Below are 15570 nucleotides of genomic sequence, written 5' to 3'. Positions count from 1 at the left end.
GTCGGGAGTGGAGCTTTCATGCCCCTCTCCCAACCCTCTCCCCGCGAGCGGAGAGAGGGCTATTTTGCTTTACGCGAACGTCTTGCCGAACGCGGCGAGCGCATCCTTTAGCTTCGCCTTGGTGTCGTCGCTCAGATCCTTGCTGTCGCGGATCGCGGCGAGGATGTCGGCGTGCTTGCTGCGCATTTCGGCGAGCATCGCGGCCTCGTAGCGGACGACGTCGGTCACCGCGACGCTGTCGAGATAGCCGTTGGTGCCGGCGAAGATCGACACGGTCTGCTCTTCGAATGGCAGCGGCGAGAACTGCGGCTGCTTCAGCAGCTCGGTCAGGCGCGCACCGCGGTTGAGCAGCTTTTGCGTCGAGGCGTCGAGATCCGAACCGAACTGCGCGAACGCGGCCATTTCGCGATACTGGGCGAGCTCGAGCTTGATCGAGCCCGACACCTTCTTCATCGCCTTGGTCTGTGCCGACGAACCCACGCGCGACACCGACAGACCGACGTTGATCGCCGGGCGGATGCCCGCGAAGAACAGGTCGGTTTCAAGGAAGATCTGGCCGTCGGTGATCGAGATCACGTTGGTCGGGATATAGGCCGACACGTCGCCCGCCTGCGTCTCGATGATCGGCAGCGCGGTCAGCGAGCCCGAGCCATTGGCTTCGTTGAGCTTCGCGGCGCGCTCCAGCAGGCGGCTGTGGAGGTAGAAGACGTCGCCCGGATAGGCTTCGCGGCCCGGCGGGCGGCGCAGCAGCAGCGACATCTGACGATAGGCGACGGCCTGCTTCGACAGATCGTCATAGACGATCACGGCGTGCATGCCGTTGTCGCGGAAATATTCGCCCATCGCGCAGCCGGTGTAGGGCGCGAGGAACTGCAGCGGAGCGGGGTCCGATGCGGTCGCGGCGACCACGATCGAGTACTCCATCGCGCCATTTTCTTCGAGCGTGCGGACGAGCTGTGCGACGGTCGAGCGCTTCTGGCCGACGGCGACATACACGCAATAGAGCTTCTTGCTCTCGTCGGTGCCGGCGTTGACGGTCTTCTGGTTGATGAAGGTGTCGATCGCGACGGCCGACTTGCCGGTCTGACGGTCGCCGATGATCAGCTCGCGCTGGCCGCGGCCGACGGGGACGAGCGCGTCGATCGCCTTGAGGCCGGTCTGCACCGGCTCATGCACCGACTTGCGCGGGATGATGCCCGGCGCCTTCACTTCGACGCGCGAACGCTGGTCGGAGACGATCGGGCCCTTGCCGTCGATCGGGTTGCCAAGGCCGTCCACGACGCGGCCGAGCAGGCCCTTGCCGACGGGCACGTCGACGATGGTGCCGGTGCGCTTGACGGTGTCGCCTTCCTTGATCTCCGAGTCCGAGCCGAAGATCACGATACCGACGTTATCCGCTTCGAGGTTCAGCGCCATGCCCTGAACGCCATTGGCGAATTCGACCATTTCGCCCGCCTGGACATTGTCGAGGCCGTGGACGCGCGCGATGCCGTCACCCACGCTCAGTACCTGGCCGGTCTCGCTGACCTCTGCCTCGGTGCCGAAATTGGCGATCTGGTCCTTGATGACCTTGGAGATTTCTGCGGCGCGGATATCCATGGTTCTAGCTTTCAGCCTTTCATCGCATGCGCGAGGGAATTGAGACGGGTCTTGATCGAGCTGTCGATCATCTGGGAGCCGATCTTCACGACCAGCCCGCCAAGGAGCGAGGGATCGACCGACAGGTCGACAGTGACGTCGCGGCCGACGCGGGTGCGCAGCTGCGTCTTCAGTTCAGCGACCTGCGCCGCGTCGAGCGGGTGCGCCGACACGACTTCGGCGGTCACTTCGCCGCGATGGCGCGCGGCCAGCGTGCGGAAGTCGCGGATCATGCCGGGCAGCGCCGACAGGCGGCGATTCTGGGCCAGCACGCCAACGAAGCGGATGGTGAGCGGATCGAGCTTCATCGCGCCCGCCGCCGCAGCGACGCCGCGCGCCGCTTCGTCGCGACCGAGCAGCGGGCTCTTGGTCAGCGCCGCAAAGTCGGCCGATTCGGTCAGCGCTTGGCGGACCGTGGCGAGGCTCGATTCGACCGTCGCGATCGAACCGCTCTCGCGCGCCAGATCGAACAGCGCAGTCGCATAACGACCGCTTAAGCTGGCTTGGATACCGCCGGAATTATCCACGGACGCGTGTTTCCTCTTGGACTCTAGAATGGCCCCATGGGGATTCGGGGGTGTGCCGGTGCGGCACCCCCGATGGGTTGGCGCGCGCCTAGCAAAGGGGTGGCCCGGATGCAACCTGTGTGACCGTGCGATGACGGCGGCGGGTGCTCAGCGGGCTTGCCGCAGATCGCGCCGGGTGCGAAACAACGGCGTACTGAGATTGCTCAGGGGGAAATGCCATGCTTCCGTTGCCGATCCGCGCCGGACTCGCCGTTGCCGCCGCCAGCCTGTTTGCGACCGCCGCTTATGCCGAAAGCGTGCGCATGACCGGACGCTTCGCAGCGCCCTATCGCGACGCCGCGATGCTCGATTCGCTGCGGGTCGGGCGGATCGGGGGCGAGGACGGGATGCAGCTCGCGCTGGCCATCGAACGCGCATTGGGGCGGCCGGATATCGAGGGGCGGACTCATTTCGAGCTGATTGGCGGACCCGGCGGCGATGCCGACGGCCTGCTCAACGGCAATGTCGTCACCGGCGTTCAGGAAACGCGGTTCAAGCGCAAGGAGAAGGAGTGTGTCGAGCGCGAGGGCGGCAAACGCGACGGCAAATGCCTGCGCGAGGAAGAAGTCGAAAAGGATTGCACCCGGCGCATCATCAATGTGAATGCCGATCTGCGCATCACCGATGCGCGGGCGCGCGTCGTCTATGGCGTGTCGCGTCCGCGCCGCGATGAAACCAGCTGGTGCCGCGGCCAGGACCCGGCGCGCACGACCGAAGAGGCGATTCGCGGGATGATCATCGACATCGCCGAATCCGTCCGCAGCGACATCGTTCCGTCGGTCGAACTCTATTCGATCCGCTTTCGCGAAAGCACGCGCGGCCTGCCCAAGCCGCTCGAGCGTCCGTTCAAGGATATCGTCAAGCAGACGCAGCGTGACCTGCCCGCCGCCTGCGCAGCCTGGGCGGCGATGGACACGCAGGCGCCGAACCATCCGTCGATCACCTTCGACCTTGGCCTGTGCGCCGAATCGGCAGGCGAATTCGACAAGGCGCTGGCGCTGTATCGCCGCGCTGCGCCGCTGATCGGGCGTGGCGGGAACGAGGCGACAATCGGTGCCGACCGGGTCGCGCGGCTGATCGCCGGGCGTGCGGATGAACTGGCACGGGAGCGCGGGCGTAGGCCGACGCGGCGGTAAGGGCGCTCGATTTCGCATGGAAGTGCGTTAGCATCGCCCCATGAAATCGCTTCTTATGGCCGGCCTGGTCGCCGCTATCGTCACCCCCGCCGTCGCCCAGAGCCGCTTTCGCGTGGGATTGGTCGAGTTCACCGCCGCGCTGCCGGCGGGCTATTGTTCTGCGACGGAAGGCAAGGCTGCTGCTGTCGCGCAAATGCTGGCGAGTGCGGACAATCGCAACGTCACGCATCTGACCGCGTTATCGTGCGACGCGGACAAGGCGTGGAAGGACTATTTCATCCTCAAGACGCCGAACGAACTGCTGGCCGTCCGCACCAATACCGCCGAATTTCAGCGAGCCGTAGGGCCGGCGCTGAAAGCGGCCTCCTCGGCTAAGGATGTGGAAGAGGCGAGCACCAACCTGTCGCGCACCATGGGCAGCCCGGTTCAGGTCAAGGGCGAGGTGCTCGGCTATGGCCAGGACGCCCACTGCCTGTATCTCGGCGCGGTCCTCGACATGGTCGCACCGGAGCGGGGAATCAAATATACGCTGGCGATGAGCGGGTGCATGACCGTCGTGTCGGGCAAGGTCGTGACGATCTATCGATATGCGCCCGGCACGACCGATGCCGATATCCGCGCACTGATGCCGTCGGTGCTGGCGTTCGCAAAGGCGATCAAGCCGGTCTCCGCCAACTGATCCGCTCCCCCCGGCCGGGCCGGGAGGAGCGGGGATCGGTTAGCCGCGACGCTGGCCCTGGCCGCCGCCGCTGCGCTGGCCGCCGGTGGCGCCAGCGGGACGCGGGGTGAACTTCTTCTTGCGCGGGCCGTAGAAGCGCGGCTTGTCGCCGGCCGCTGCGCCTTCGCCACCGCGTGGGGCGGTGCCGAGTGTTTCGCGGCGCTCACCCGCCGGATTGCCGCGCGGGCCGCGGTCGCGCTGGGCGGCGCGGTGATGCGCGTTGCGGTCCTGCATCGTGCGGCCGTTGCGGCCGTTGATCTCGTCGCGGCTCATCGGGATCGGGCCGCGGCTCGACTTGATCCGGGCGGATTCGGCGAGGAAGTCCTCGGGCAGCGGCTGGATCGTCACCTTCTGACGGATCAGCTTTTCGATGTCGCGCAGATACGGCCGCTCGTCATCGGCGCAGTAGCTGATGGCGATGCCGGTCGCGCCGGCACGCGCGGTGCGGCCGATGCGGTGGACATATTGGTCGGGCACATTGGGCAGTTCGAAGTTGAACACATGGCTCACTCCAGACACGTCGATGCCGCGCGCGGCGATGTCGGTCGCGACCAGGATCTTGACCTTGCCCGACTTGAACTCGCCCAGCGCACGCTCACGCTGCGGCTGGCTCTTGTTGCCGTGGATCGCGTTCGCCGCGATTCCGCTCGCCGCCAGCAGCTTCACGACGCGGTCGGCGCCATGCTTGGTGCGGGTGAAGACCAAAGCGCGGTCGATGCTCGCGTCGCGCAGCGCGATCGTCAGCAGCGACTGTTTCTCGCTCTGGTTGACGTGAGTCACGAACTGCTCGACCCGCTCGGCAGTGGTGGCGACGGGGGTCACCTTAACCTCGACCGGATCCTTGATGAACTGGGTCGCGAGGTCGCGGATCGACTTGGGCATGGTGGCCGAGAAGAACAGGGTCTGGCGCTTGCTGGGCAGCTCACGGACGATGCGCTTCAATGCGTGGATGAAACCCAGGTCCATCATCTGGTCGGCCTCGTCCAGCACCAGGATCTCGATGCCGAGCAGGATGGCGTAGCATTGCTCGATCAGGTCGACGAGGCGGCCGGGGGTCGCGACGACGATGTCGACACCGCGGGCCAGGTCGGTCTTGTTCTTGTGGATCGACGTGCCGCCGAACACGGTCGCGACGCTGAGCTTGGTGCCCTTGCTATAGTCGCGGGCGCTCTGCGCGATCTGGCTGGCCAGTTCGCGGGTCGGGGCGAGGACGAGCATGCGGCACCCACGCGGCTGCGCGCGCTTGTTCGACGCGACGAGCCGCTCGATCGAGGGGAGCATGAACGCGGCGGTCTTGCCGGTGCCGGTCTGTGCGATGCCGAGCAGGTCGCGCCCTTCGAGCAGCGCGGGGATCGACTGCGCCTGGATCGGGGTCGCGGTGGTGTACCCCTTTGCCGACAGCGCAGCCAGCGTGGTCTCGGACAGGCCGAGGGTCTTGAATTCAGTCATGGAGTCTCTTTGCATAACGGCCAGCGCGCATGCGGAATGCGCGCGCGCAGGCGGGTCAAAAAATTGACGACCCGCGTGATTTGGGAAGCCGAGCAATCAACCGAGGCGGAGCCAGGGGCCGGATGGTCACCGGAACCCGATCACGCTGCATAACGCCTCGCTGCGCCGCGATATGGCAGCAGCGTTGACATAAGTCAAGGTCAGGGGCGTCGTGACGCGTCGATCAGGTCGGCAGGATGCGCGCGTCGAGCATGGCCGCCAGTGCGGCGGCATCCGCCGCGACCCCCGCCTCGGTCACATAGCCGGTGACGAGCGCTGCCGGGGTGATGTCAAAGGCAGGGTTGCGCACGGGAGCGCTTGTGACCCGCAGCTTCTGGCCGCCCTCACCGACAACAAACGCGACCTCTTCGCTATTGCGCTCCTCGATCGGGACGCCGGCCCCGGTCGGGGTCGCCGGGTCATAGGTCGATGATGGCAGCGCCACGTAGAAGGGCACGCCGTGCGCCTGTGCGGCCAGCGCCTTCAGATAGGTGCCGATCTTGTTGCAGACATCGCCATTGGCGGTCACCCGGTCGGTGCCGACGATGACCATGTCGACCTCACCGCGTTGCATGAGCAAGCCCCCGGCATTGTCGACGATATAGCTGTGCGGCACGCCATGTGCGGCGAGTTCGAAGGCGGTGAGCGCGCCCTGGTTGCGCGGACGCGTTTCGTCCACCCACACGTGCAGCGCGATGCCCTCGTCATGCGCGCGGTAAAGCGGCGCGGTCGCCGTGCCCCAGTCGACCGTGGCCAGCCAGCCGGCATTGCAATGGGTGAGGATGTTGACCGGTGCCCCACCCTTGCGCGCGGCGATGTCGCGAATGATGCCGAGCCCGGCTTCGCCGATCGCGCGGTTCATCGCCACATCTTCGTCGCAGATGCGCGCCGCTTCGTCATGCGCAGCGGCGGCACGCTGCGCGGGCGGCAGCGGGGAGACGGCACGGCGCACGCGGTCCAGCGCCCAGAGCAGGTTGACCGCAGTCGGACGGGTGTTGCGCAGCCGATCGAAGCTGGCGACCAGACCGGCGTCGGAGGGGGCGGCCTTGAGCCCGAAGGCCAGGCCATAGGCCGCGACCGCCCCGATCATCGGTGCACCACGGGTCGCCATGTCGGCGATCGCGGTGGCGGCATCCTCGACGCTGCGCAGTACCATGCGCTCGACCGTCCAGGGCAGCAGACGCTGATCGAAGATACCGACCGACCACCCATCCGGCTCGACCCAGATCGAGCGGGTGGTGACGCCGTCGATCCTCATGCGAACGCTCCTTCCGGCAAAATTGCGTTGAAGCCCTCGGCCACCGGATAGGGCGATGCCAGCGGCGCAGCATCGCGGGCCAGCAACGTCACCATCAGCCCCGCCGAGGCCGCTGCATCCAGTTCCGCAGCGACATCGGAAAGGAACAGGATTTCGCCCGGCGGAACGCCGATGGCGTCGGCGACGGCGGCATAGGAAGCGGCCTCCTTCTTCCCGCCGATGGCGGTGTCGAAATAGCCGGAAAACAGGGGCGTGAGGTCGCCATCGGCGGTATGGCCGAAGATCAATTTCTGCGCGGCGACCGAGCCGGAGGAATAGACGTAGAGCTTAATCCCGCGCGCATGCCAGCGCTTCAGCCCCGCAACCGCGTCTGGATAGACATGGCCCTGAAGCGCGCCCGTGGCATAGCCATTTGCCCAGATCAGCCCCTGCAGCGCCTTGAGCGGCGCGATCTTGCGATCGGCATCGTGCCATTCGAGCAGCAGCGCCGTGCAGCCAGCGGTGTCGAGCGCGGGCACCCCGGCTTCGGCGCGCACGGCGTCGAGGATCGCCGCCATATCCGGCCTGGCCGCGTGCGCCGCGACATAGGCCGCCAGCCGCGCCCGGCTATAGGGAAACAGCACGTCATGGACGAACGCGATGCTCGACGTGGTTCCTTCGATATCGGTGACGATCGCGCTGGGCGTCACGCGGCGATGCCTTGATAGAGCGGGATGGCGTCGGCGATCGGATCGCCGGTGAACTGCGCCACCCAACCGTCGGGCAAGGTGAACAGCCGGATCACGGTAAAGCTCGGCCGTTCCCCCGTGTCGAACCAATGGTGCGTGCCGGCCGGTACCGCGATGAGATCGCCCGCCGTGCATTCCAGCGCATGGACCAGCCCGCCGGCATGGATGTAAAACAGGCCAGCGCCTTCGACGAAAAAGCGCACCTCATCGTCATGGTGGATATGTTCGGCCAGAAACCTGGCGCGCAGTTCGGCGCGCTGGGGATGGTCGGGGTCGAGCCGCAGCACGTCGCAGCTCTGATAACCGCCGCGGGCCTTCAGCGCGTCGATGTCATCGGCATAGGCTGCGAGAATATCGGCATCGCTAGACGCAGCCGCCAGCGGCGCCTTTGGCACCCAGCGCTCCAGCAGGATGCCGTGCGGGGCCAGCGCTGCGGCGATGGCGGCATCATCGGAAAGCTGCTGGCGCACGGCATACGGCGCGGCGTCGTCATACTGGGTCAGGCTGGTCATCGCTTGGCACCTTCGCGCTTCAGTTCCTCCCACGCGCAGGTGAGCAGGAACTCGATGGCTTCGATCATATTTTCGGCAGCGTCCATCGTCGGGCCCCAGCCATAAAGCCCATGGCCGCGGATGTAGAAGGCCGGGACGATCGGGCGTTGCGCCGCAAGCACGGGCCGCAGCTGCTGCGCCAAGGCGGTCATGTCCTGGCTGTTGTCGACGATCGGGATCGCGATGCTGGTGTCGTGGGTGTCGGTGCCGGGAAAGATCTTGAGCAATTCATAGCCGCTCAGGACGATCGCGTCGCCCAGCGCGCGGCTGAGCACGGTGCCGGAGACCGAATGGGTGTGCAGCACCGCCCCCGCGCCGGGGTCGCATTCATAGACCAGGCAGTGGAGCAAGGTCTCGGCGGAGGGGCGCTTGGCATCGAGCGGGCGGCCGGTCGCATCGACGCGCATCACTCCGTCGGGCGTCAGCCGTCCCTTGTGCGCGCCGGACACGGTTACGGCGATGCTGCCATCGGCGAGCCGGATCGAATAGTTGCCGGCGGTGGCGGGGGCGAGGCCGCGGGCATCGAGGCGGCGACCCGTCTCGACGATCAGCGCGGCGGCAGCGGCGGCATCATCCATCACGACAGGCTCTTTCGAAACGCGCCCAGACGTTCGACCGCGGCATCCAGCGTGTCAGCGCCCTTCGCGAAACAGAGGCGGACATAGCCCGTCAGCGGCGCCCGGGCATAGAAGGAACTGATCGGGATCGCCGCGACGCCGGCCTCGGGGATCGACCGCTCGCAGAAGCTCTGGTCGTCCAGCGCGATCCCCGACGCGGCGAGATCGATCGTCACGAACCAGGTCGCGGCACTGGGCAGCACGGCATAGCCCGCATCCTGCAGCCCGGCGATCAGGCGGGCCCGGCCCGGCTGATAGCGCGCGCGGTGCGCGGCGTGCCAGGCGGCGGGAAGGTCCAGCCCCTCCGCCACCGCCCATTGCAGCATCGGCGGGGTGGTGAAGGTCAGGAACTGGTGGCTGGCCCCGATCTGCGCGATCAGCTCCGGCGCGGCGCAGGCCCAGCCGACCTTCCACCCGGTCAGCGAAAAAATCTTGCCCGCCGACCCGATCTTGACCGTGTGGTCGCGCAGGCCGGGAATGGCGAGCGGCGAGACATGGCCGGCGCCGTCGAACTGCATCGCCTCCCACACCTCATCGCACAGCAGGATCACGCCGTGCCGCTGCGCCCAGGTCGCGATGGCCTCCAGCGTCGCCCGGTCGATCCGGCTGCCCGCCGGATTGTTGGGCGTGTTGAGGATCAACATCCGCGTCCGCGCACTCGTCGCCGCGAACAGCGCGTCGAGCGGCAGCGTCCAGGCCGGCGGGGTCAGATCGACGAACCGCGCAACGCCCCCGGCACGCTGCACCAGCGGGACATAGGCGTCATAGAGCGGCTGGACCAGAATGACCTCATCCCCCGGGCGGACCAGCGCCAGGATCGCGGCCGCCAGCGCCTCTGTCGCGCCGGAGGTGACGAGCACCGCGTCCTCGGCAAGCTCAAGCCCCTGTTCGCGGGCATAAAAGGCCGCGATCGCCTGTCGCAGCCGGGGCAGGCCGCGCATCGGGGGATATTGGTTGCTGTGCCCGCTGAGCGCGGATTGCGCGGCGGCGATCAGCTCGGGCGGCTCGGGCAGGTCGGGAAAGCCCTGTCCAAGGTTGATCGCGCCGCTCGCCGCGGCGGCGCGTGACATGCGTTCGAAGATGGTCGTCGCGGGCGCCGCGAGTCCCTCAATCACCGTCATAAGTCGCGCGCATCCGTGCCGAGCCGAATCCCGTAGGGCTGCGCCGTCATACGCAGACGCGGACCGGTCCGCACCAAGTTTTGCGCGGCGGATGGCGGGGAAAACGGGCGCAGCGCCGAACCGGGCCGCGCGGCGGCGCATGGCCGGATCGGCGGGCGGCGGCGCGGAAGTTTGCACTGGCTTTACGCTGTCGTGCAGTCCGGCACGGTACGGGTGGGGCCGGAGAGGGCTAACGCGAAACTGACGAAGTTACGCGGAACGCGCTGCATCCTGTCAGCTTGCGCCGGGTTGCGGGCGGATGGTGCCGGGGCGGGGCTGACGAAGCTGACAAATATGCGCGTGTGTCAGGCGGGGTGTCAGCTTCGGACCACGGACAGCGCGGGTCCGGCGGCGGGGCGATCGACGGGGTCAAAGAGCGGTCGAAATGCGACCGGGGAATGAGAACATATCGGGTCCAACATTGCAAGCGGGGAAGGGCGCTCCGGCCGGCTGGACGCCCTCGATCGTTCAGGCGCGAGCCCCGTCTGCCATGACTTCAACCGCCGCCCTACGCCACCCGGTAGGTCGCGCAGGCCGAGATGTTGCCATTTCCGAAGGGTCCTCCCACTGCCGGTCCGTTTGCCCAAAGCCGATAGGTCCCGGCCGGGATGGAATAGCGCGTCGCGCCAAGCTTATATTCGGCACCGGTCCCCAGGTTGCGCATGAACAGCCGGGTGTGACCCGACACGTGGACCTGAATCTCGGGCCATCGCAGCGTGATCGTTACCGACTGGGCATTGCCGTAGACGTCCAAAGTGGCGCAGACGGTCTGCAGTTGCGGCAGTGGCGTGGGCGTGGGTTTCGGTTTCGGCGCCGGGGTGGGCTTTGGCTTCGGGCTCGGCGCGGGTGTCGGTTTGGGCGTCGGCCTGATCGTGCCGGAACCAGGCAGGGGGGATGGCCTGGGCATCGGCGTCGGCGTTGTCACGGGCGCATCGACACACCGTCCGGCCACGCGCTTCTTGCAAAGATATGCCCGACCGGCCGGTGGTGACTCGATCATTGCTTGTGGTCGAGGTGCAGGGTCTACAGAAAAGCCCGGCAGCGGCTTGCCGTCCTGCACGCCACCCGTGCAGCGAACCCCGCCGCCGCGATCGACGAGGCATGTTCCGGGCGAGTTCTGCTGAAACTGGCGTCTGATCGACACTTCTGGAGCTTCGAAGCGCGAAGCGCCGGAACCTTGTGTGCGGCGTGTTGCAGGTGGCGCGCCCGTCGGCCCGCCGCTGCCCCGGCCAGCAACCACGAGGCGGGTCGCGGGCCCGCACGTGCCGCAGTGGCGCAGGGCGTTGGCGCGCCCTTCCTCAATCTCGGCATCGGTAGCGCGCATCGTGCACTTCGGTGCGGAACCCGCTGGTACCAAACCGGCAGCTTCCAGTTCGGCAGCATAAGCGGGGCCGTAGGAGGCACGTTCGGCCACGGGCCCGACCGACCGAACCGGGGACATGTAGAGAATGTCCGAACTCACATTGTGCAGCGTGCAATAATAGACACTGAGCGGCGTTTGCGCAGGCGTCGACGGTGTGCCCGCCCATAGCAGCACAAGTGCAGCCAGCAGCATGAAGGCGAATCGGCGCATCGCGTCTCCCGTTCGCTCAGCGCGCGGTTTCGTAAAAGTTTATCGCGACCTTGGCGGAATCCGTAAACGCGGCATAAGTCCGATCACTATCAGCCTGGCTGTAGCCCTGCCTGATCGCATTCAAATACATCCAGTAATAATTATAGGCTCCAGCACAGAGCGAATGGAGCTGAACATCCGGCCCCTTCGAATTCTGCTGGAAGTATTGCTTGTAGTTGTCGACGGTATAGCCCCGGCAGGCTGGATGCCCCGACAGGATATTGGGGCGCGCAGCATAGCCCTTTCCAGCTGGTGCTGCCGAGCCTGCGGGTGCCGAAGGAGCGCCGCCGCCGGATGCGCTGGCAGGGTTTCCGCGAATCGCGCCGAGGATTGACTGCCCGCCCGGAGAGGCTCCGGTCGGGTCCATTGCAATGCCGGTTTCCTTGGTCAGTGCGTTCGTGAGCAGGTTGGCACCCGTCGTCGCCACCATGACCTCTCCGACCCGGCCGAGGGTCGCGAGCAATCCGCCCCCTTTCTTCTTTGCGGGCTCAGGAGGCGCGGGAGGAGCAGCCTGCTGCACAGCGACCTGCTCGGCCCGGTCGGGAGCCGCGGGTGGCGCGATCGGCACCGCCACTTGCAGCGCTTCGCTCGATACGATGGCACCACTCGTCGCCATCAACTGAATGGGGACGGTGGGAACTCCGCCAACCGCGCTTTGCACGAGAATATTCTCGTCCGGTATCCAGCTTTCGCCCTTCCGCTTATGCGTGACGAGTTGATAGCTGGTCGCGTCGATCAGCTTGCGGGTGGTGCGAATCTTGTTGCTCGACGCCGTCGCAACGATGGCGCCGTCCTCAAGGCTATAGCGATATTCGCCTCCGGCTCCGGTGCCCGTCAACGCTCCACTTGCGGGGTCGAGCGTCACGATCTCCTGATAGCTCTCCCCCTTTCGCGACGCATTATGGGTGACGACGAGCGATTTTCCGGGTTCGCGCCAGCGATATTCCGAGACGTAATCCGATTTGCCCGATCGCCACTTCCAGTCGGTGCCTGCCAATTGGACAAACGGCCCCCAGACCTTGGCCAGCTCCGCCTGCTCGGCGCGTTGGGCTGCCTGCGCTGCCGCAATTCGGCCGAGTTGCTCAGGCAATTCGGCTGAGCTGAGCTTACGCCATTCGACGCTTGCGCCCGGCCGGGTCGCGCCGTTCACGGTGATCTCGCTATCGACGAAGATCCGTTCAGGAGTTAGCCTGAGCGTTCGCCGCGTAATCGTCGCGCCGACTGCCTCGGCTTCGATCAGAACGCCTGCGCGCGGCATTTCCAGCACATATTGACGTTGCATTGCGGAGGTCGGCTGCACGGTTACCCGGGTAAGCGACAGTCCATTGGGTGCGAGCCGGACTTCGTCGATTTGCGGCTCCGTTTCGGACCGCGAATAGGTTTCAATGGCGAGGATCTCATTGCGCAGCTTCCAGCGATACTGGATGACGTCGCCGGATTTTTCATCGAGCCATGCAGTTCCTGCGAGCGGTGTCAGCGGACCCCAAATCTGTGAGGCGGCGGGAACGGCAGCTGCCGCAACGGGTCGCTTTCCACCCTTGCGCCGCTGCGCGCTTGCATCATCGGAAGCCATCACAAGATTGGCGCTCGCCACGATCGCGAGCGCGGGTATCCACCGCTTCATTCCAGACTGCCCCCAAGTCTAACCGACCGCGTTTCGCGAATAGCTCGTCTTGCGAAAAGCGCTCTATCTTCCCCGAATCAAAGGCAATTTACACGCGCAATGAAGAGCGAAAGTCAACTGACAGACCTGATATGGGACACGCGATGCGGTTACACCGAGGTTAGATGCGGCTGCGCAGCGCGAGACCCCTCACCCCGCCGCCTTAGCCAACCCCCGCGAAATCTGCAGCGCGGCGTTCAGCCGGGCCTTTGGCGTCGCGAACGCTCGCGCCACGACCAGTTTCATGTCGGGGCGCAGCTTGGCGGTGCCGTCGAGGCGTTCGACATAGGCCATCAGGCCTTCGACGCTGGGGAATTTGTCTTCGTGGAAGGTGACGAGCGCGCCCTTTGGGCCGACGTCGATCTTGGCGATGCAGGCGCGCTTGGCGTTCAGCTTGGCCTCGATCAGGGTGAGGAGGTTTTCGGTCTCCTCGGGCAGCTTGCCGAAGCGGTCGATCATCTCGGCGGCGAATTCGTCGATGCCACGCTTGTCCTCGACCTCGTTCAGGCGGCGGTAGAGGCCCATGCGCAGGTCGAGGTCGGGGACGAAGGTTTCGGGGATGAGGATCGGGGCGTCGACGGTGATCTGCGGCGACAGGTCGCGCGGGCGGGCGTCGTCGCGGATGCCGCCGGCCTTGGCGTCCATGATCGCTTCCTCCAGCATCGACTGGTAGAGTTCGTAGCCGACCTCCTTGATATGCCCGGACTGTTCGTCGCCGAGCAGATTGCCCGCGCCGCGAATGTCGAGATCGTGGCTGGCGAGCTGAAACCCCGCGCCCAGTGAATCGAGGTCGGAGAGGACCTTGAGGCGCTTTTCCGCGCCCTCGGTCATCAGCCGCTGGGGCGCGGTGGTCATATAGGCATAGGCGCGGGTCTTGGCGCGCCCGACGCGACCGCGCAGCTGATAGAGCTGGGCGAGGCCAAAGCGGTCGGCGCGGTTGACGATCATCGTGTTGGCGGACGGGATGTCGAGGCCGGATTCGATGATGGTGGTGGAGACCAGCACCTCATATTTCTTGTCGTAGAAGGCGGACATGCGCTCCTCGACCTCGCTCGCCGCCATCTGGCCGTGGGCGACGACGTAGCGGACTTCGGGCACGTCCTCACGCAGGAACTTCTCGATATCGGGCAGGTCGGCGATGCGCGGGGTGACGAAGAAGCTCTGCCCGCCGCGATAATGTTCGCGCAGCAGGGCTTCGCGCAGGACCACGGGGTCCCACGGCATGACATAGGTGCGGACCGCGAGGCGATCGACCGGCGGGGTCTGGATGACGGAGAGTTCGCGCAGGCCCGACATCGCCATCTGCAGCGTGCGCGGGATCGGCGTGGCGGTGAGGGTGAGCATGTGGACGTCGGTCTTGAGCGCCTTCAGCCGCTCCTTGTGCGTGACGCCGAAGCGCTGTTCCTCGTCCACGATGACGAGGCCGAGGCGCTTGAACTCGACGCCCTTGGCAAGGACGGCGTGGGTGCCGACGACGATGTCGATGGTGCCGGCTTCGAGCCCTTCCTTCGTCGCCTTGGCCTCGGCCGCAGGGACGAGGCGGGAGAGGCGGCCGACCTGGATCGGAAAGCCTTCGAAGCGCTGGACGAAGTTGGTGTAATGCTGGCGCGCGAGGAGCGTGGTGGGGCAGACGACCGCGACCTGCATCCCCGCCATCGCCGCGACGAAGGCGGCGCGCAGGGCCACTTCGGTCTTGCCGAAGCCGACATCGCCGACGACGAGGCGGTCCATCGGCTTGCCGGCGGCGAGATCCTCGAGCACGTCGCCGATGGCGCGGTCCTGATCGTCGGTTTCCTGGAAGGGGAAGCGGTCGACGAAGACGGGGTAGCTGCCGGGATCGGTCTCGGCCACGTCGGCGGGGCGCAGCGCGCGCTTGGCGGCGGTGGCGATGAGTTCACCCGCGATTTCGCGGATGCGCTCCTTCATCTTGGCCTTGCGCCGCTGCCAGGCTTCGCCGCCGAGGCGGTCTAGCGTCGCGGTTTCTTCGGAGGAGCCGTAGCGGGAGAGGACTTCGAGATTTTCGACCGGAACGTAGAGCTTGTCGCCGCCGGCATAGGAGAGGGCGACGCAGTCGTGCGGTGCCTGTTGCACCGGGATTTGCGTGAGCCCTTCGTAGCGGCCGATGCCATGCTCGATATGCACGACGAGGTCGCCGGGGGAGAGGGTGGCGAGTTCGGCGAGGAAGGCGTCGGTCGACTTCTTGCGCTTGTTGCGGCGGACCAGGCGGTCGCCGAGCATGTCCTGTTCGGTCAGCAGCGCGATGTCGGGCGAGGTGAAGCCGTGGTCGAGCGGGAGGACGATGAGGGCGACGGCACCGGTTCCCCTCCCGCTTGCGGGAGGGGTTAGGGGAGGGGCTGTATCCTCGGCGGTTCGCGTGCGGACAGGCCCTCCCCCGGCCCCTCCCGCAAGCGGGAGGGGAGTGCTGACGCCGAGGG

Annotated in this window: 13 protein-coding genes; 2 read left to right on the top strand and 11 right to left on the bottom strand. The window is 66.5% G+C overall.

Annotation, left to right across the window (positions count from 1 at the left end):
- Nucleotides 1–69: 69 nt before the first annotated feature.
- Complete coding sequence (gene atpA, locus AX681_RS23305) at nt 70–1599, bottom strand: F0F1 ATP synthase subunit alpha (RefSeq protein WP_066656822.1); 1530 nt, start codon at nt 1597–1599, stop codon at nt 70–72.
- Between the two features lie 11 nt (nt 1600–1610).
- Nucleotides 1611–2165, bottom strand: coding sequence for a F0F1 ATP synthase subunit delta (locus tag AX681_RS23310; RefSeq protein WP_066656820.1), 555 nt, complete (start codon nt 2163–2165; stop codon nt 1611–1613).
- A 218-nt stretch (nt 2166–2383) separates the two neighbouring features.
- Here AX681_RS23310 and AX681_RS23315 point away from each other — a divergent pair, with 218 nt between their 5' ends.
- Nucleotides 2384–3340 carry a hypothetical protein gene (locus AX681_RS23315; RefSeq protein ID WP_066656818.1) on the top strand — a complete coding sequence of 319 codons (957 nt, stop codon included), beginning with the start codon at nt 2384–2386 and terminating at the stop codon, nt 3338–3340.
- A gap of 40 nt (nt 3341–3380) precedes the next feature.
- Nucleotides 3381–4019: a hypothetical protein gene (locus tag AX681_RS23320; RefSeq protein ID WP_066656816.1), complete on the top strand. Its 639-nt coding sequence runs from the start codon at nt 3381–3383 to the stop codon at nt 4017–4019.
- Nucleotides 4020–4058: 39 nt separating this feature from the next.
- Here AX681_RS23320 and AX681_RS23325 read toward each other — a convergent pair whose 3' ends face one another.
- From AX681_RS23325 to mfd, 9 genes are all read right to left on the bottom strand, one after another.
- The gene (locus AX681_RS23325; protein WP_066656814.1) at nt 4059–5507 is read right to left on the bottom strand and encodes a DEAD/DEAH box helicase; all 1449 of its coding nucleotides are present in this window, start codon (nt 5505–5507) and stop codon (nt 4059–4061) included.
- A 223-nt stretch (nt 5508–5730) separates the two neighbouring features.
- Entirely contained in the window at nt 5731–6804 is a 1074-nt protein-coding gene (gene mtnA / locus AX681_RS23330; RefSeq protein ID WP_066656812.1) for an S-methyl-5-thioribose-1-phosphate isomerase, read from the bottom strand.
- On the bottom strand, nt 6801–7493 hold the full coding sequence (gene mtnC, locus AX681_RS23335; RefSeq protein ID WP_066656811.1) for an acireductone synthase: 693 nt from the start codon (nt 7491–7493) through the stop codon (nt 6801–6803). Before mtnC ends, mtnA begins: the two co-directional genes overlap by 4 nt.
- On the bottom strand, nt 7490–8044 hold the full coding sequence (locus tag AX681_RS23340; RefSeq protein ID WP_066656809.1) for a 1,2-dihydroxy-3-keto-5-methylthiopentene dioxygenase: 555 nt from the start codon (nt 8042–8044) through the stop codon (nt 7490–7492). Before AX681_RS23340 ends, mtnC begins: the two co-directional genes overlap by 4 nt.
- Complete coding sequence (locus tag AX681_RS23345) at nt 8041–8661, bottom strand: methylthioribulose 1-phosphate dehydratase (protein WP_066656807.1); 621 nt, start codon at nt 8659–8661, stop codon at nt 8041–8043. Before AX681_RS23345 ends, AX681_RS23340 begins: the two co-directional genes overlap by 4 nt.
- On the bottom strand, nt 8661–9821 hold the full coding sequence (locus tag AX681_RS23350) for an aminotransferase (RefSeq protein WP_066656805.1): 1161 nt from the start codon (nt 9819–9821) through the stop codon (nt 8661–8663). Before AX681_RS23350 ends, AX681_RS23345 begins: the two co-directional genes overlap by 1 nt.
- Nucleotides 9822–10368: 547 nt before the next feature.
- Nucleotides 10369–11433: a hypothetical protein gene (locus AX681_RS23355; protein WP_156442592.1), complete on the bottom strand. Its 1065-nt coding sequence runs from the start codon at nt 11431–11433 to the stop codon at nt 10369–10371.
- A gap of 16 nt (nt 11434–11449) precedes the next feature.
- Nucleotides 11450–13066, bottom strand: coding sequence for a hypothetical protein (locus tag AX681_RS23360; protein ID WP_156456036.1), 1617 nt, complete (start codon nt 13064–13066; stop codon nt 11450–11452).
- Nucleotides 13067–13285: 219 nt separating this feature from the next.
- Nucleotides 13286–15570 (bottom strand): transcription-repair coupling factor (mfd, locus tag AX681_RS23365; protein WP_082749514.1); only part of this gene is annotated, 2285 nt, incomplete at its 5' end.

The organism is Sphingomonas sp. CCH9-E2, assembly GCF_001557215.1.
Taxonomy (GTDB): domain Bacteria; phylum Pseudomonadota; class Alphaproteobacteria; order Sphingomonadales; family Sphingomonadaceae; genus Sphingomonas.
Note: the sequence above shows the minus strand (reverse complement) of the source record. Positions and strands in the feature narration are given on the sequence as shown.